This is a genomic window from Streptomyces aurantiacus, assembly GCF_027107535.1.
Classification (GTDB): domain Bacteria; phylum Actinomycetota; class Actinomycetes; order Streptomycetales; family Streptomycetaceae; genus Streptomyces.
The window spans coordinates 8,593,901-8,607,931 of record NZ_CP114283.1 but is presented as its reverse complement, the minus strand read 5'-3'; the positions used below and the strand labels follow the sequence as shown (position 1 = coordinate 8,607,931).

Annotated in this window: 14 protein-coding genes and 1 riboswitch; of the genes, 7 read left to right on the top strand and 7 right to left on the bottom strand. The window is 71.4% G+C overall.

What is annotated here, in order from left to right; translation table 11 throughout:
- Window positions 1-2 precede the first annotated feature (2 nt).
- Entirely contained in the window at window positions 3-917 is a 915-nt protein-coding gene (locus tag O1Q96_RS39975; protein WP_269253911.1) for a DMT family protein, read from the bottom strand.
- A gap of 271 nt (window positions 918-1,188) precedes the next feature.
- Window positions 1,189-1,275: riboswitch (ZMP/ZTP riboswitch) on the top strand.
- Window positions 1,276-1,306: 31 nt separating this feature from the next.
- Between O1Q96_RS39975 and O1Q96_RS39970 the strand changes: the two genes are divergently transcribed.
- Window positions 1,307-2,752: a glycine hydroxymethyltransferase gene (locus tag O1Q96_RS39970; protein ID WP_269252764.1), complete on the top strand. Its 1,446-nt coding sequence runs from the start codon at window positions 1,307-1,309 to the stop codon at window positions 2,750-2,752.
- Window positions 2,753-2,770: 18 nt separating this feature from the next.
- Here O1Q96_RS39970 and O1Q96_RS39965 read toward each other — a convergent pair whose 3' ends face one another.
- The 3 genes from O1Q96_RS39965 to O1Q96_RS39955 all read right to left on the bottom strand — a co-directional run bounded on the left by O1Q96_RS39965 (window position 2,771) and on the right by O1Q96_RS39955 (window position 5,432).
- Window positions 2,771-3,511: a hypothetical protein gene (locus O1Q96_RS39965; protein ID WP_269252763.1), complete on the bottom strand. Its 741-nt coding sequence runs from the start codon at window positions 3,509-3,511 to the stop codon at window positions 2,771-2,773.
- A 276-nt stretch (window positions 3,512-3,787) separates the two neighbouring features.
- The gene (locus O1Q96_RS39960) at window positions 3,788-4,720 is read right to left on the bottom strand and encodes a hypothetical protein (RefSeq protein ID WP_269252762.1); all 933 of its coding nucleotides are present in this window, start codon (window positions 4,718-4,720) and stop codon (window positions 3,788-3,790) included.
- Complete coding sequence (locus O1Q96_RS39955) at window positions 4,713-5,432, bottom strand: RNA polymerase sigma factor (RefSeq protein ID WP_419587017.1); 720 nt, start codon at window positions 5,430-5,432, stop codon at window positions 4,713-4,715. The genes O1Q96_RS39960 and O1Q96_RS39955 overlap by 8 nt, the downstream gene beginning before the upstream one ends.
- Window positions 5,433-5,532: 100 nt before the next feature.
- Between O1Q96_RS39955 and trpS the strand changes: the two genes are divergently transcribed.
- On the top strand, window positions 5,533-6,546 hold the full coding sequence (gene trpS / locus O1Q96_RS39950; RefSeq protein WP_269252761.1) for a tryptophan--tRNA ligase: 1,014 nt from the start codon (window positions 5,533-5,535) through the stop codon (window positions 6,544-6,546).
- Between the two features lie 168 nt (window positions 6,547-6,714).
- Complete coding sequence (locus tag O1Q96_RS39945) at window positions 6,715-7,293, top strand: 2'-5' RNA ligase family protein (RefSeq protein ID WP_269252760.1); 579 nt, start codon at window positions 6,715-6,717, stop codon at window positions 7,291-7,293.
- Between the two features lie 143 nt (window positions 7,294-7,436).
- Here the strand turns inward: O1Q96_RS39945 and dprE2 are convergent, their stop codons facing one another.
- The gene (gene dprE2, locus O1Q96_RS39940) at window positions 7,437-8,192 is read right to left on the bottom strand and encodes a decaprenylphospho-beta-D-erythro-pentofuranosid-2-ulose 2-reductase (RefSeq protein ID WP_269252759.1); all 756 of its coding nucleotides are present in this window, start codon (window positions 8,190-8,192) and stop codon (window positions 7,437-7,439) included.
- 54 nt (window positions 8,193-8,246) lie between these two features.
- The gene (gene dprE1 / locus O1Q96_RS39935; RefSeq protein WP_269252758.1) at window positions 8,247-9,602 is read right to left on the bottom strand and encodes a decaprenylphosphoryl-beta-D-ribose oxidase; all 1,356 of its coding nucleotides are present in this window, start codon (window positions 9,600-9,602) and stop codon (window positions 8,247-8,249) included.
- 132 nt (window positions 9,603-9,734) lie between these two features.
- On the opposite strand from dprE1, the gene O1Q96_RS39930 reads away from it, so the two are divergent.
- Genes O1Q96_RS39930 through O1Q96_RS39915 form a run of 4 tightly spaced genes read left to right on the top strand, consistent with a single transcriptional unit; the run spans window position 9,735 to window position 12,595 of the window.
- Complete coding sequence (locus O1Q96_RS39930; protein WP_269252757.1) at window positions 9,735-10,256, top strand: phosphatase PAP2 family protein; 522 nt, start codon at window positions 9,735-9,737, stop codon at window positions 10,254-10,256.
- The gene (locus O1Q96_RS39925; RefSeq protein ID WP_269252756.1) at window positions 10,249-11,187 is read left to right on the top strand and encodes a decaprenyl-phosphate phosphoribosyltransferase; all 939 of its coding nucleotides are present in this window, start codon (window positions 10,249-10,251) and stop codon (window positions 11,185-11,187) included. Before O1Q96_RS39930 ends, O1Q96_RS39925 begins: the two co-directional genes overlap by 8 nt.
- Entirely contained in the window at window positions 11,184-11,648 is a 465-nt protein-coding gene (locus O1Q96_RS39920; protein ID WP_269252755.1) for a GtrA family protein, read from the top strand. Before O1Q96_RS39925 ends, O1Q96_RS39920 begins: the two co-directional genes overlap by 4 nt.
- Window positions 11,636-12,595 carry a YihY/virulence factor BrkB family protein gene (locus O1Q96_RS39915; protein ID WP_269252754.1) on the top strand — a complete coding sequence of 320 codons (960 nt, stop codon included), beginning with the start codon at window positions 11,636-11,638 and terminating at the stop codon, window positions 12,593-12,595. The genes O1Q96_RS39920 and O1Q96_RS39915 overlap by 13 nt, the downstream gene beginning before the upstream one ends.
- Here the strand turns inward: O1Q96_RS39915 and O1Q96_RS39910 are convergent.
- Complete coding sequence (locus tag O1Q96_RS39910) at window positions 12,549-13,904, bottom strand: D-alanyl-D-alanine carboxypeptidase family protein (protein ID WP_331276092.1); 1,356 nt, start codon at window positions 13,902-13,904, stop codon at window positions 12,549-12,551. The two genes, O1Q96_RS39915 and O1Q96_RS39910, sit on opposite strands and share 47 nt — an antisense overlap.
- Window positions 13,905-14,031: the final 127 nt, after the last annotated feature.

Here is a 14,031-nt window from a genome sequence, read left to right as displayed (position 1 = left end):
CACTACCGCGTGACCGGATCCGACCCCGACCCCGACCCCGACCCCGACCCCGACCCCGACCCCGGCCCCGTCTCCGGTCCTGACTTCTCGGCCGGAGCCTCCCCGAAGCGTGCCAGTGCCAGCGCACCGGCGACCGCGACGGCGAAACCGAGTACGGCCGGCCACGCCAGGCCTTCGCGCGTACGGTCGCCGAGCCAGACGACTCCCACGACAGCGGGCCCGATGGTCTCGCCGATGACCAGCCCCGCCGTGGCCGTCGTCACCGAGCCGCGCTGGAGCGCCGAGGTGAGGAGGAGGAACGCGGAGCCTCCGCCCAGCAGGAGCGCGTACGTCGCCGGGTTGGTGAGGAGCGCCGAGGGGTCGAGGTCGTCGATCAGCCGGACCGACACCTCGACCACGCCGAACCCGAACCCGGCGCCCAGCCCGAGCGCGAGCGCCCGCCCCCGCCCGGACAGCCGCCCGGCCAGCGCCCCGACGAGCAGCACGGCGAAGGCGGTGCCGAGCATCGCGTACTTGAGTGCCGACGAGCCGGCCTTCTCCCCTTCCTCACCAGAAGCGAGCCCCAGCATCGCGAGCCCCGCGCACACCACCGCGACCGCCGCCCACTCGACCCCGCTCAGCCTTACGTCGAGGAGCCACGCCGCCACCACCGCCGTCACCGCGAGACTCGCGGCGAGGGCCGCCCCCACGGTGTAGATCGGCAGCGAGCGCAGGGCCGCGATCTGCAGCAGGAACCCGACCCCGTCGAGCGCGAGCCCGGCGAGATACCGCCACTCGCGCACGGCCCGCAGGAAGAGGGCGGCGTCCACACCGGACGGGCCGGAGGACTCCGTGACCGGCGCGGCAGCCCGCGCGGCCATCGCCTGCAACACCGTCGCCGCCCCGAAGCACACCGACGCACCGAGCGCGCACACCATTCCAAAGAGCACAAAGCGACTGTAGGGGGTGCAAGTTCAGGGCAGCCTCCCGCCCGACCGGGTCACTCGCTCTTCAGGCCCGGAGACCGGGAGGCCTAGAGGCCCGGCGGTCCGGCGGCCGGAAGCCCGGAGGTCCGGTGGCCGGCAGGCCCGGAGGCCCGGCGGTTCGCAGGAGGTCGTCGAGGGCCTCACACGCCCTATCTGTCTTCATCTGTCGTCGCTCGCATGATGGACGGCCGAACCTGTCTCCCGGGTGTGCCCGGTACGCTGATCCACGGGCCGTGACTGGCGCGCTGGGATGGGACCGACCATCGGGGAGCGGCCCAGCAACTGTGTGCCGTGCGCCTGGGCCGAACCGTGAACGCCGAACGCCACGTCCGGAGGCCGTCATGCCCGAGCCCCTTTCCACCGAATCCACCGCCTTCCGCAGCGCCCTCGAAGTGATCCGCGCCGTCGAGCCCCGGGTCGCCGACGCCATCGGGCAGGAAGTCGCCGACCAGCGCGAGATGCTCAAGCTGATCGCCTCCGAGAACTACGCCTCCCCGGCCACCCTGCTGGCGATGGGCAACTGGTTCAGCGACAAGTACGCCGAAGGCACCGTCGGCCGCCGCTTCTACGCCGGCTGCCGCAACGTCGACACCGTCGAGGCCCTCGCCGCCGAGCACGCCCGCGAGCTCTTCGGCGCCGAGCACGCCTACGCCCAGCCGCACTCCGGCATCGACGCCAACCTCGTCGCCTTCTGGGCCGTACTCGCCCAGCGTGTCGAGGCTCCCGCCCTCCAGAACGCCGGCGTCCGCAACGTCAACGACCTCTCCGAGGCCGACTGGGCCGAACTGCGCCGCGCCTTCGGCAACCAGCGCATGCTCGGCATGTCCCTGGACGCCGGCGGCCACCTCACCCACGGCTTCCGCCCGAACATCTCCGGCAAGATGTTCGACCAGCGCTCCTACGGCACCGACCCCGCGACCGGCCTCATCGACTACGAGGCCCTGCGCGCCTCCGCCCGCGAGTTCAAGCCACTGATCATCGTCGCCGGCTACTCCGCCTACCCCCGTCTCGTGAACTTCCGGATCATGCGGGAGATCGCCGACGAGGTCGGCGCCACACTCATGGTCGACATGGCCCACTTCGCCGGTCTCGTCGCCGGCAAGGTCCTCACCGGTGACTTCGACCCGGTCCCGCACGCCCAGATCGTCACCACGACCACCCACAAGTCGCTGCGTGGCCCGCGCGGCGGCATGGTCCTGTGTGACTCCTCGCTCGCCGACCAGGTCGACCGCGGCTGCCCGATGGTCCTCGGCGGCCCCCTTCCGCACGTCATGGCAGCCAAGGCCGTCGCGCTCGCCGAGGCCCGCCGCCCCGAGTTCCGCGAGTACGCCCAGGCCGTCGTCGACAACGCCCGCGCTCTCGCCGAGGGCCTGATGCGGCGCGGCGCCAAGCTGATCACCGGCGGCACCGACAACCACCTCAACCTCATCGACGTCGCCTCCTCCTACGGCCTCACCGGTCGTCAGGCCGAGTCCGCCCTGCTCGAGTCGGGCATCGTCACCAACCGCAACGCCATCCCCGCCGACCCCAACGGCGCCTGGTACACCTCGGGCATCCGCATCGGCACGCCCGCGCTGACCACCCGGGGCCTCGGCGCCACCGAGATGGACGAGATCGCCGGCCTGATCGACCGAGTCCTCGCCACCACGGAAGCGGGCACCACGGCGAAGGGCGCCCCCTCCAAGGCCCAGCACGTCCTGGACCCGAAGATCGCGGACGAGATCTCCCACCGTGCCACCGATCTCCTCACCGGCTTCCCGCTCTACCCGGAGATCGACCTCGGCTGAGGCCGCAGCCCGGCCCCGTCAGACATCTCTCAGCTCCTGGCGGGGCCCCGTCTCCCGCTCCCTCCACTGGCTCAGCCGCCGCACGCCCGGCCATCGTCCGACGAACGGCCGCAGCCCCAGGCCAAGCACAGCTCCCGTCACCAACCCCGGTATCGCCCACCACCAGTCGGTGTCGTCCGCCGTCGCGGCGACGGCTGTGCGGGACTGCTCCGTGGACGCGGGGGCAGGTGCCGCCGAGGCGTCCTCCGATGCCCAGGGAGCCGGATAGGCGTCCCCGACGCCCTTCCCGGACGGTTTGCCCAGCACGCCGATCTTCTTCAGCAGCGCGCGGATCGCGGCTGGTTGCTCTGCCGTGTGCCAGTAGCCGTTCATCGACTTATGGACGTTGGCCGCTGTGTGTATCCAGACCTTCTTGCCGCCACGCGTGTCCGGATAGACGCGGTCGACCCGCCACGGCGACACGTCGTGGAGCATCCAGGTGACATTGATCTGCTGACTGCTGCCCACGCCCAGGCCCGGCGGCTCTTCACTGGTGCCCCTGCCCGGCTGGCCGAGGAGCCGCTCCAACTCCCTGTACTCCTCACTCGTGGTGTAGAGCGCCGTGCTCAGCCCGCTCTCCGGCGAGACCACCAGCACACTCGTCGGGCCGCCGGCCGTGGCGGTCGTGGCGCTCGACACCACCAAGCCGAATCCCAGTACCCATCCCGAGACCGTCGCCCATCCCCGGCCCCCCTTCACCAGTGCTCGGACACTTCGCATCCAGCCCACCCCCAACCGGCCCCCGATGAGGCCGCCCGCACCTGCGTGTCACTTCTGGTACACCGCTCGACCCGCCGGGGTTCCCAACCGGCGCCGACGAAGTATTCCGGCCGTCAAAGCAGCCGAGAACCGTCGGACAGAGGTGCGGCCGCCCTCGCTAGCAGGGAAGCCCTTCAACAGCCCGAGGCACTGCCACCGGCCGAAGCACCCCCACCGCCCGACCGGCAGGCCCGCACCGGATCCCACCCCGGAGCCGGAGGGTCCGCGGCGCGTCCGTCAGGAGGCGGACGCGCCCAGTGACTTCGCGATGCCCACCGCCAGGGACTTCGATTCCACGCCCTCCAGCCTGAGCGTCATGTCGCCGCCGTGCGTCCACAACAGGGTGGGTCCCGCTGTCCGCTCGGTGCGGGTGAACTCGCCGTCCCTGTCCACCAGCCAGAGGCGCAGGAGGTGAGGGGCGGGGAACCACAGCGCGGTCCGCTCGACGAGGTCCGCGTCGGTGCCCAGCGGCACGTACTCCGGCTGTTCCTCCACGAGCTTGGTGAAGCCGGGACTGAGCATCGCCGGGAACTCGTCCAGCCGGACCGTCCGCCCCCGCTCGCGCCAGCACAGACTGATCAGGAACCGTTCCTTCGGCTCGCGGGTCACCGTCACCGCCTCCGGTGTCCCCAGGCCAGGGGGTACGAGGGGTGCGAAGCCCGCTCGCCGGCCGGCCTCCTCCAGCGTGAGGGCGGGTCCGCCGCAGCCGGGCACCTCGGCGCCGTGCGAAGGGGTCGCCGACGGGTCGTACCGCACCTCGACCCCGCCGAAGTCGAACCAGTCGACGACCGCCGCCCGCACCGGAGGCGTGAGCAGGAGGACCGCCAGCAGGGCGCACAGGCCCGTGGTGAGCGCGCGCCCGCGCGCCCGTGTCCAGCGGCGCACCGCCCTCAGCCGCTCCGCGAGTCCGGGCGGCTCGGCCACCGGGACCGGCACCCGCTCGGCGAGTATCCGCTCCAGGACCTGCTCGACCATCGACTCGCCGCCGGCCGCCCCGGGCCTGTCCAGCGAACGCCCGAGCGCCCGCAGCTCCTCGGGCAACCGCGAGCTCCGCTCACGGCCCGGTCCGTCTCCCCGCTCACGACCGGTCCGACCGCGGTCGCCTCCACCACCGGAGGACCGCGTGCCCCGCCCCTGGTCCGGTTCGTGCGGTCCGTGTGCGTCACTCATGCTCGTCACCTCCTCTCCGTGGATCGCGCGTCCTCCGACTCCCCGGCCTTCTCAGTCCGCGCAGCTCTTTCGGGCTCCCCGGCGCTCCCGGCGCGCCCGGATCCTCCGGCCCTTCCGGCCGGTCCGCGTGCTCCGCCGACTCGAAATCCGGCAGCAGTCTGCCCAGCTTCCGCAGCGCGCGGTTGAGCCGGGATTTCACCGTCCCCCTGGGCCAGCCCAGGGCCTGGGCCGTCTCCGGCTCGTCCATCTCCAGGAGATAGCGGTAGGTGACGACCAGACGGTGCTCCTCGCTCAGCCTCTCCAGGGCGGCGAGCAGGGCCGACCTGCGCTCGACCTCCAGGGCCGCGACTGCCGGATCGGCCGATTCCGGTATCCGCGGCTCCGCCTCGACGAGCGCGGCCTCGCGGCCGGCCAGCGTCCGCTGGCGCACCGCCGTCCGCACTGTGTTCCTCGTCTCATTGGCGACGATCGAGAGCAGCCATGGCCTGAAAGCCGCGCCGTCCCGAAAACGCCCCAAGGAGCAGTAGGCCTTGAAGAAGGCCTGCTGCACCACGTCCTCCGCGTCCGCACCCGCCCCCAGCGCCGCGGCCGCCCTGAGCGCGAGACCCGTATGGGCACGCACCAGCTCCGCATACGCCTCCGGCTCTCCGGCGCGCACGCGTGCGATCACCGCGGCCTCATCGACGATGCGGCCCCCCTCCCGCGTCCTCACAGTCTTGTTACACCGCCGGAGGCGGATCGGTTCCCACCCGTGTCACTTCTGTTTCCGACCAGTTCCGGAACGACCCCTGACACCTGAGAGAATGGTGAGCATGGCTTCAGACCGTCCCCGCGTGCTCTCTGGAATCCAGCCCACCGCGGGCTCGTTCCACCTCGGCAACTACCTCGGCGCCGTCCGCCAGTGGGTGGCCCTGCAGGAGTCCCACGACGCGTTCTACATGGTCGTCGACCTGCACGCGATCACCCTTCCGCAGGACCCCGCGGACCTGCGCGCCAACACCAGGCTCGCCGCCGCCCAGCTGCTGGCGGCCGGTCTCGACCCCGAGCGCTGCACCCTGTTCGTCCAGAGCCATGTCCCCGAGCACACCCAGCTCGCGTGGATCATGAACTGCCTCACGGGCTTCGGCGAGGCCTCCCGCATGACCCAGTTCAAGGACAAGTCCGCCAGGCAGGGCGCCGACCGTGCCTCGGTCGGACTCTTCACGTACCCGATCCTGCAGGTCGCGGACATCCTGCTGTACCAGGCCAACGAGGTTCCCGTGGGCGAGGACCAGCGTCAGCACATCGAGCTGACGCGTGACCTCGCCGAGCGTTTCAACGGCCGTTTCGGGCAGACGTTCACCGTTCCGAAGCCGTACATCCTCAAGGAGACGGCGAAGATCTTCGATCTCCAGGACCCGACGATCAAGATGAGCAAGTCGGCGTCCACGCCGAAGGGCCTCATCAACCTCCTCGACGAGCCGAAGACCACCGCGAAGAAGGTCAGGAGCGCGGTCACCGACACGGACACGGTGATCAGGTTCGACGTCGAGAACAAGCCGGGCGTCAGCAACCTGCTGGGCATCTACTCCACCCTCACCGGAACCGCTGTCGCGGAACTGGAGCAGAAGTACGTCGGCAAGGGCTACGGTGCGCTGAAGACGGACCTGGCCGAGGTCATGGTCGACTTCGTGACGCCGTTCCGGGAGCGCACCCAGCAGTACCTGGACGACCCGGAGACGCTCGACTCGATCCTGGCCAAGGGAGCGGAGAAGGCTCGCGCGGTCGCCGCCGAGACGCTCTCCCAGGCGTACGAGAACGTGGGATTCCTGCCCGCCAAGCACTGACCGGTGGTAAGGGAACCCCGTACGGCGGCCGGACGAGACCAGGACAACACCGGCACGACATCCTGTACGGGGCCGCACCGCCGTACAGTCGATAGCCGGACCGGCGCCAGCCTCTGTGCGCCGGGGACAACAGCACGACGGAACACCGACACAACGACAGGAGACGACGTGGGGACCGTAACGATCGGTGTGTCGATCGCGGTCCCGGAGCCACACGGCAGCCTGCTCCAGCAGCGGCGCGAGGGCTTCGGCGACCCCGCGGCTTCCGGCATTCCCACCCACGTCACGCTGCTGCCGCCGACCGAGGTCGACCGGTCGGCGCTGCCCGCGATCGAGGCGCATCTCGTCGAGGTCGCGGCCGCCGGCCGCCCCTTCTCGATGCGGCTGAACGGGACGGGGACGTTCCGTCCGCTGTCACCCGTCGTGTTCGTGCAGGTGGTCGAGGGTGCCGAGGCCTGCACCTGGCTGCAGAAGCAGGTCCGGGACGCCTCCGGGCCCGTGGCGCGCGAGCTGCAGTTCCCGTACCACCCCCACGTCACGGTGGCGCACGGCATCGCCGACGAGGCGATGGACCGCGCCTTCGAGGAGCTCGCGGAGTACGAGGCCCAGTGGCCGTGCACGGGCTTCGCCCTCTACGAGCAGGGGTCCGACGGGGTGTGGCGCAGGCTGCGCGACTACGTCTTCGGGGGCGCCATCGTGCCGCCGCAGGCGTCGCACGTGGAGCGGGGCCCGCTCCCGGCCCGCTGACCGGACCGCCCGCAGGGCCGGGCGGTCGCCGCGGTCCCGGGGCCGGGGACCTGGAGTCCGGTGCACATGGACCGGGCCGCCGGTGGCCGCTCGCACGGATCCCCGCTCTCCTGCCCTCCTGAAGGCGCGGCGCCCCCGGGCCCTCAGACGGGCAGGCGGCGGAAGACCCCCCGCGGTACGTGCCGCAGCGCCGACATGACCACCCGCAGCACCCCCGGCACCCACACCGTCTCGGAGCGTCGGCGCAGGCCCGTCTCGATGGCCGTGGCCACCGCCTCGGGAGTCGTCGCGAGCGGGGCCTCCGCCAGCCCCTCCGTCATCTTCGAGCGGACGAACCCGGGACGCACGACCATCACGTGGACGCCCGTGCCGTGCAGCGCGTCCCCCAGCCCCTGGGCGAAGGCGTCGAGGCCCGCCTTGCTGGACCCGTAGATGAAGTTGGCGCGGCGGGCCCGCTCGCCCGCCACCGACGAGAGCACCACCAGGGAGCCGTGCCCCTGCTCCTGGAGCGCCCGCGCGCACACCAGCCCCGACGACACGGCGCCCGTGTAGTTCGTCTGTGCGACCCGCACGGCGGCGCCGGGCTCGTTCTCGTCGCGCGACTGGTCGCCGAGGACACCGAACGCGAGCAGGACCATGTCGATGTCGCCCTCCGCGAAGACCTTGCCGAGAGCCGGCTCGTGGGCGTCGGGATCGAGCGCGTCGAAGTCGACGGTACGCACGTCCGCGCCGAGCTCGCGCAGCCCGGCGGCGGCCGCCTCCAAGCCGGGCGAGGGGCGGCCCGCGAGCCACACCGTGCGGGTACGGCGGGCGATCAGCCGCCGCGCCGTGGCGAGCGCGATCTCGGAGGTGCCGCCGAGGACGAGCAGGGACTGGGGGAGGCCGAAAGCGTCCTTCATGAAGCGAACTCCTGGGGAGAGGGTGGGAGAACCGGGCAGGCGGGGCGGCTCAGGTCAGAGCCCGAGGCGCCGGGACAGGTCGGAGGTGAAGACGGACCGCGGGTCCAACTCCGCGCGCAGCGCCCGGAACGCGTCGAGCCGCGGATACATCGCCGCGAGCAGTTCCGGCCGCAGCCGGGAGTCCTTGGCGAGGTAGACACGCCCGTCGGCCGCGGCCACCTCCTCGTCCAGCTCGTCGAGGAAGCCGCCGAGCCCCGGCAGGTTCGCGGGGATGTCCAGCGCGAGGGTCCAGCCGGGCATCGGGAAGGACAGCCAGCCGGGGTCGCCCGCACCGAACCGCTTCAGGACGGCGAGGAAGGAGGGGCAGCGGCGCTGCGAGATGCGGTGCACGATCCGGCGCAGGGCCTCCTCCCCGCCGTGTCCGACGACGAACTGGTACTGCACGAAACCGCCGCGCCCATAGATCCGGTTCCAGTGCGGCACGCCGTCGAGCGGGTGGAAGAAGGTGGACATCCGCTGCAGTTCACCGCCGCGCGCGCGGGGCGCCCTGCGGTACCAGAGTTCGTTGAAGAGACCGACCGCCGTACGGCCGAGCAGGCCCTCGGGGACGAAGGAGGGGGCCGCGGGAAGGCGCCCCGGACGGAACTCCAGCGGGGCTCTACGCGCGCGTGCGGCGTCGGGCAGCGCCTCCAGGGGGGCGTGGTCGCCCCGGGTCAGCACCGAGCGTCCCACGGCCGCGCCACGGGCCAGCAGATCGATCCAGGCGACCGAGTAGCGGTAGCGGTGGTCGGAGGCCGTGAGGCGGGCCATCAAGTCGTCCAGGTCCGTGGCCCGTTCCGTGTCGACGGACATCAACGACGTCTCGACCGGATGCAGTCGGACGGTGGCCGTGAGGATGACACCGGTCAGGCCCATGCCACCGGCCGTGGCGTCGAACAGCGGGGTACCGGGGCTCACCGTACGGATCTCGCCGTCCGCGGTCAGCAGCTCGAAGGACAGGACGTGCCGGGCGAAGGAACCGGCCACGTGGTGGTTCTTGCCGTGGATGTCCGCGCCGATCGCCCCGCCGACCGTCACATAGCGGGTCCCCGGGGTCACCGGCACGAACCAGCCCAGCGGCAGCAGGACTTCCATCAGGCGGTGCAGCGAGACACCGGCGTCGCACAGCACGGTCCCGCCGTCCGCGTCGATCGCGTGGACGCGGTCCAGGGCCGTCATGTCGAGCACGGCCCCGCCCGCGTTCTGTGCCGCGTCCCCGTACGCCCGTCCCAGCCCCCGGGCGATGCCCCCGCGGGTTCCGCATCCCCGCACGGCCGCCACGACCTCCTCGTACGTACGGGGGCGCACCAGGCGGGCGGCGGTGGGTGCGGTGCGGCCCCACCCCGTGACGGAAACCGTGTCGGTAGGCATGCAAGTGACCGTATCGACCAAAAGGGACTGTTAGTTCCCTAACATCACTTCTCTCCCCGAAATGGGTGATTAATGGGATGTCGCTCAATATTGCCGGAGTTCCAGCGGTGTTGACGTGAACAGTGAGTCCCCATGGATCACCACGACGAGCTCCCTGACCTGGACCACCGGATCCTCTCGGCCCTCCACGCCCGCGCCGCCGTCCCCAGCGTCGCCGCCGCCGCGCGGGTCCTGTCACTGGCCGGCGAGCACGGTGCGCTGTGGCTCGCGGCGGGCCTCGCGGGAGCCGCCGTGGACCGGGAGCGGCGAAGCGCCTGGCTGCGCGGCACGGCCCTGACCGCGGGCGCGCACCTCGCCGGCATGGGCGTCAAACGACTCGTACGCCGCCCGCGCCCCCAACACGTCGAGCCGCTGGTCCGCACCGCGGGCCGGCACTCCTTCCCCAGCGCGCACGCCAGCTCCGCCGCCGCGGCCGCCGTGGCCTTCGGAGCGCTCGGCGCCCGCGCGGTGCCCCCACTGGCCGCCGCGATGTGCGTGTCGCGGCTCGTCGTCGGCGTCCACTACCCGTCGGACGTGGCGGCGGGCGCCGCCCTCGGCGCGGTGACGGCCCGGCTCGGCGCCCGCTGGATGACAAGGGGCCGCGACCATGGCTGAGACGGCCCTCCTGGAGAGGACACGCGGGAAACAGACCGCTCCGCGGAAAAGTGGCCTCCTGAAGGGGCTGATCAGGACCGCCCGGCCCAAACAGTGGGTCAAGAACGTGCTCGTGATCGCGGCCCCGGCCGCCGCGGGCGAACTCTTCTCACGGCACGCCCTCACTCAAGTCGCGCTCGTGTTCGTACTGTTCACGGCCTGTGCGGCGAGCGTCTACCTGGTCAACGACGCGCGGGACGCCGACGCCGACCGCGCCCACCCGGTCAAGCGCCACCGGCCGGTCGCCGCCGGGCAGGTGCCCGTACCGGTCGCCTACTGCGTGGGCATCGTGCTCGCCCTCGTCGCCCCGACCGCGGCCGCCTTCCTGTGCTCGCCGGTGACCTCGGCGCTGCTGACCGCCTACCTGGGCCTGCAGTTCGCGTACTGCCTCAGCCTCAAGCACGTCCTGGTCGTCGATCTCGCCGTGGTGACCACCGGATTCCTGATGCGGGCCATGATCGGAGGGGTCGCGCTCGACATCCCGCTGTCCCGCTGGTTCCTCATCACGACCGGCTTCGGCGCCCTCTTCATGGTGTCCGCCAAGCGCTACTCGGAAGCCGTCCAGATGGCCGGCAAAGCGGGCGCCACGCGCGCGTTGCTCACCGAGTACACCACCGGCTACCTGCGCTTCGTCTGGCAGCTCGCCGCCTCGGTCGCCGTCCTCGGCTACTGCCTGTGGGCCCTGGAAGAGGGCGGTGTGCCGCACACCAGCGTGCTGCCCTGGAGACAGTTGTCGATGATCGCCTTCATCCTCGCCGTCCTGCGGTACGCGGTCTTCGCCGACCGGGGCACCGCCGGTGAACCGGAGGACGTGATCCTGCGCGACCGCGCGCTCGCCGTCATCGGCGTGGCATGGCTCACGATGTACGGCCTGGCGGTGGCCAACTGGTGAGCCACGCACAGCAGCTGGACGCCCCCCGGCCACGGGCCCGGCGCCCCAAGGCCCCGGAAGTGCTCGGCTTCGCCGCCGCCGGGCTCCTCGCGTACGCCGCCGACCTCGCCCTCTTCCTCTGGTTGCGCGGCCCGGCCGGCCTGGACCCGCTGACCGCCAAATCGCTGTCGTTCGTGGCGGGCTGCTCGGTCGCCTACGCGGGCAACGCGCTCGGCACCTACCGGCACGCCTCCAGGAGCCTCTCCCAGTACGGGATCTTCTTCGTCGTGAACATCGCGGGCGCCCTGGTCCAGCTGCTGTGCATCCTGGTCAGCCACTACGGTCTCGGGTTCACCTCCCCGCGCGCGGACACCGTGTCGGGCGCCGGAATCGGCATGGTGCTCGCCACCGTCCTGCGTTTTTGGGGTACCCGGACATTGGTTTTCCGAGGCGAGGGCAGAGTCGGATCATGGACTGGCTGAAAAAGCTCCCCGGTGTGGGCCCGTTGGTCGCACGGCTGATGACCACGCACGCCTGGCGCTCGTACGAACGACTGGACCGGGTGAAGTGGACGCGGCTCGCCGCTGCGATGACCTTCATCAGCTTCGTCGCGCTCTTCCCGCTGATCACCGTGGCCGCCGCGATCGCCGCCGCGACCCTCGACGAGAAGGGGGTGAAGACGCTTGAGGACAAGATCGCCGAGCAGATCCCCGGCATCGCCGAACAGCTCGACATCGGCGCCCTCGTCGACAACGCCGGCACGGTCGGACTGATCGCGGGCGCCCTGCTGCTGTTCACCGGCATCGGCTGGGTCGGCTCGATGCGCGAGTGCCTGCGTGCGGTATGGGAGCTGCCCGACGAGGAGGAGAACCCCTTCCTGCACAAACTCAAGGACGCCGGCGTACTCGTCGGCCTCGGCGGCGCCGCACTCGTCACGATCGCCGCCTCCACCCTCGCGTCGACCGCCGTGGGCTGGACCACCCGGCAGCTCGGCATCGACGAGGGCGGCTGGGGCGGGGTGCTGCTGAGGGTGGCAGCGTTCGCCGTGGCCGTCCTCGCCGCCTTCCTGCTGCTCCTGTACCTCCTGACGCTGCTCCCCGGCGTCCAGCCGGAGCGGCGACGGCTGATCGTCGCCGCGCTGATCGGCGCGGCCGGGTTCGAACTGCTGAAACTGCTGCTCAGCGGCTATATCCAGGGAGTCGCGGCGAAGAGCATGTACGGGGCGTTCGGTGTGCCCGTCGCGCTGCTGCTGTGGATCAACTTCACGTCCAAGCTGCTGCTCTTCTGTGCCGCCTGGACCGCGACACCGCACGAGGACACGTCCCCACCGGACGGGACGGACGAGACGGACGGGGCCGGCGGGGCGGACGGCTCAGCGGGGGTCAGCGGCGGCGACGCATCAACTCGGGCAGCGGCCAGCGGCGGTTGATCACGAAGACACCGGCGGCGAGGAGCACGAGGACGCCGCCGGTGATCGCCAGGGCGATCCCGACGCCACCGGAACCACTCGTCTCGGCCGAGGCCGCCACCGGCTTCGCCGAGCCCGCCTCTCCGTCGCCCGAACCCCCGGCCTCACCGGAGGCGTTCGCGCCCGGCTGGGAGCCCGTGTCCGCGCTCTTCGGCGGCACCAGCTCGCCCACCGGGTCGACCTTGCCGGACGCCTGGAAACCCCAGTCGAGGAGCTTGGCGGTCTCCTTGTAGACCTCGTCGTGCTCCTCCTTCTCCGGGTTCATCACCGTGACGAGCAGCACCTTGCCGTCGCGCTCGGCAACCCCCGTGAAGGTCGCACCCGCGTTCGTCGTGTTGCCGTTCTTCACACCCGCGATGCCCTTGTAGGCGTCGAGACCGTAGTCGCCGGTCATCAGCCGGTTGGTGTTCTGGATCTCGAAGGACCCGCGGGTGGTCTTGCCCTTCTTGTTCTTCTTGGTCTCGCCGGGGAACTTCGCGCGGACCGTCGAGCAGTACTCCCGGAAGTCCTTCCTCTGCAGGCCGGAGCGGGCGAACAGGGTCAGGTCGTACGCCGACGACACCTGGCGCTTCTCGTCGTAGCCGTCCGGGCTCACCACGTTCGTGTCGAGCGCCTGGAGTTCCTCGGCGTGCGCGTTCATGTCCTTGACGGTCTGGTCGACGCCCTTGTTCATGGCGGACAGGACGTGGACGGCGTCGTTGCCGGAGCGAAGGAAGACGCCGAGCCACAGGTCGTGGACCGAGTACGTCTCGTCCTCCTTGATGCCCACCATGCTGGAGCCCGCGCCGACGCCGGCCAGGTCGGACGACGTGACCTTGTGCTTCTGCGTCTTGGGGAACTTGGGCAGCAGCGTGTCGGCGAACAGCATCTTCAGGGTGCTCGCCGGGGGCAGCCGCCAGTGCGCGTTGTGCGAGGCCAGGACCGCGCCGGACTCGGCGTCCGCGACGATCCAGGAACGGGCGCTCAGGCCCTTCGGGAGGACCGGCGCGCCGGCGCCGAGGTTCGCCTGGGTCCCGGGCCGGCCGAGCTGGGCGCCGCCCACGGTCGACATGTTCGCCGGCGGTGTCGCCGAAGGACTGGTCGACGCGTCGCTCGACGCGCTGCTCGACGGCGATGCCGAGCCCGAGGGTGTCGCCGACGGGGTCGGGGTCGGCTTGTCGTCCGCTGCGGCGGGCCCGGTGGCGGTCACCGTGAGCGCGAGCGAGAACGACAACAGCGTGGCGGAGGTGACCAGCAAGGACGACTTGGCGGTCTTTTTCATGGCGGGCACGGTCGAGAACGTACATGGCGTCGGGCGTGAAGTCGCGCGGCCCTCCTGACCATGGCTCTTTCCGCCACGTTCTTTTCCGCCACGGCTCCGCACACCGTCGTCCTCCCCACCCCGGGCGCCGGTTCCG

Excerpts from the sequence above, each read along its gene's own strand:
- O1Q96_RS39930 (WP_269252757.1), top strand. The coding sequence starts at position 9,735 with ATGGATCACCACGACGAGCTCCCTGACCTGGACCACCGGATCCTCTCG.
- dprE1 (WP_269252758.1), bottom strand. The coding sequence starts at position 9,602 with ATGCCTACCGACACGGTTTCCGTCACGGGGTGGGGCCGCACCGCACCC.
- O1Q96_RS39975 (WP_269253911.1), bottom strand. The coding sequence starts at position 917 with ATGGTGTGCGCGCTCGGTGCGTCGGTGTGCTTCGGGGCGGCGACGGTG.
- O1Q96_RS39925 (WP_269252756.1), top strand. The coding sequence starts at position 10,249 with ATGGCTGAGACGGCCCTCCTGGAGAGGACACGCGGGAAACAGACCGCT.
- O1Q96_RS39915 (WP_269252754.1), top strand. The coding sequence starts at position 11,636 with ATGGACTGGCTGAAAAAGCTCCCCGGTGTGGGCCCGTTGGTCGCACGG.
- O1Q96_RS39960 (WP_269252762.1), bottom strand. The coding sequence starts at position 4,720 with ATGAGTGACGCACACGGACCGCACGAACCGGACCAGGGGCGGGGCACG.
- dprE2 (WP_269252759.1), bottom strand. The coding sequence starts at position 8,192 with ATGAAGGACGCTTTCGGCCTCCCCCAGTCCCTGCTCGTCCTCGGCGGC.
- O1Q96_RS39965 (WP_269252763.1), bottom strand. The coding sequence starts at position 3,511 with ATGCGAAGTGTCCGAGCACTGGTGAAGGGGGGCCGGGGATGGGCGACG.
- O1Q96_RS39970 (WP_269252764.1), top strand. The coding sequence starts at position 1,307 with ATGCCCGAGCCCCTTTCCACCGAATCCACCGCCTTCCGCAGCGCCCTC.
- trpS (WP_269252761.1), top strand. The coding sequence starts at position 5,533 with ATGGCTTCAGACCGTCCCCGCGTGCTCTCTGGAATCCAGCCCACCGCG.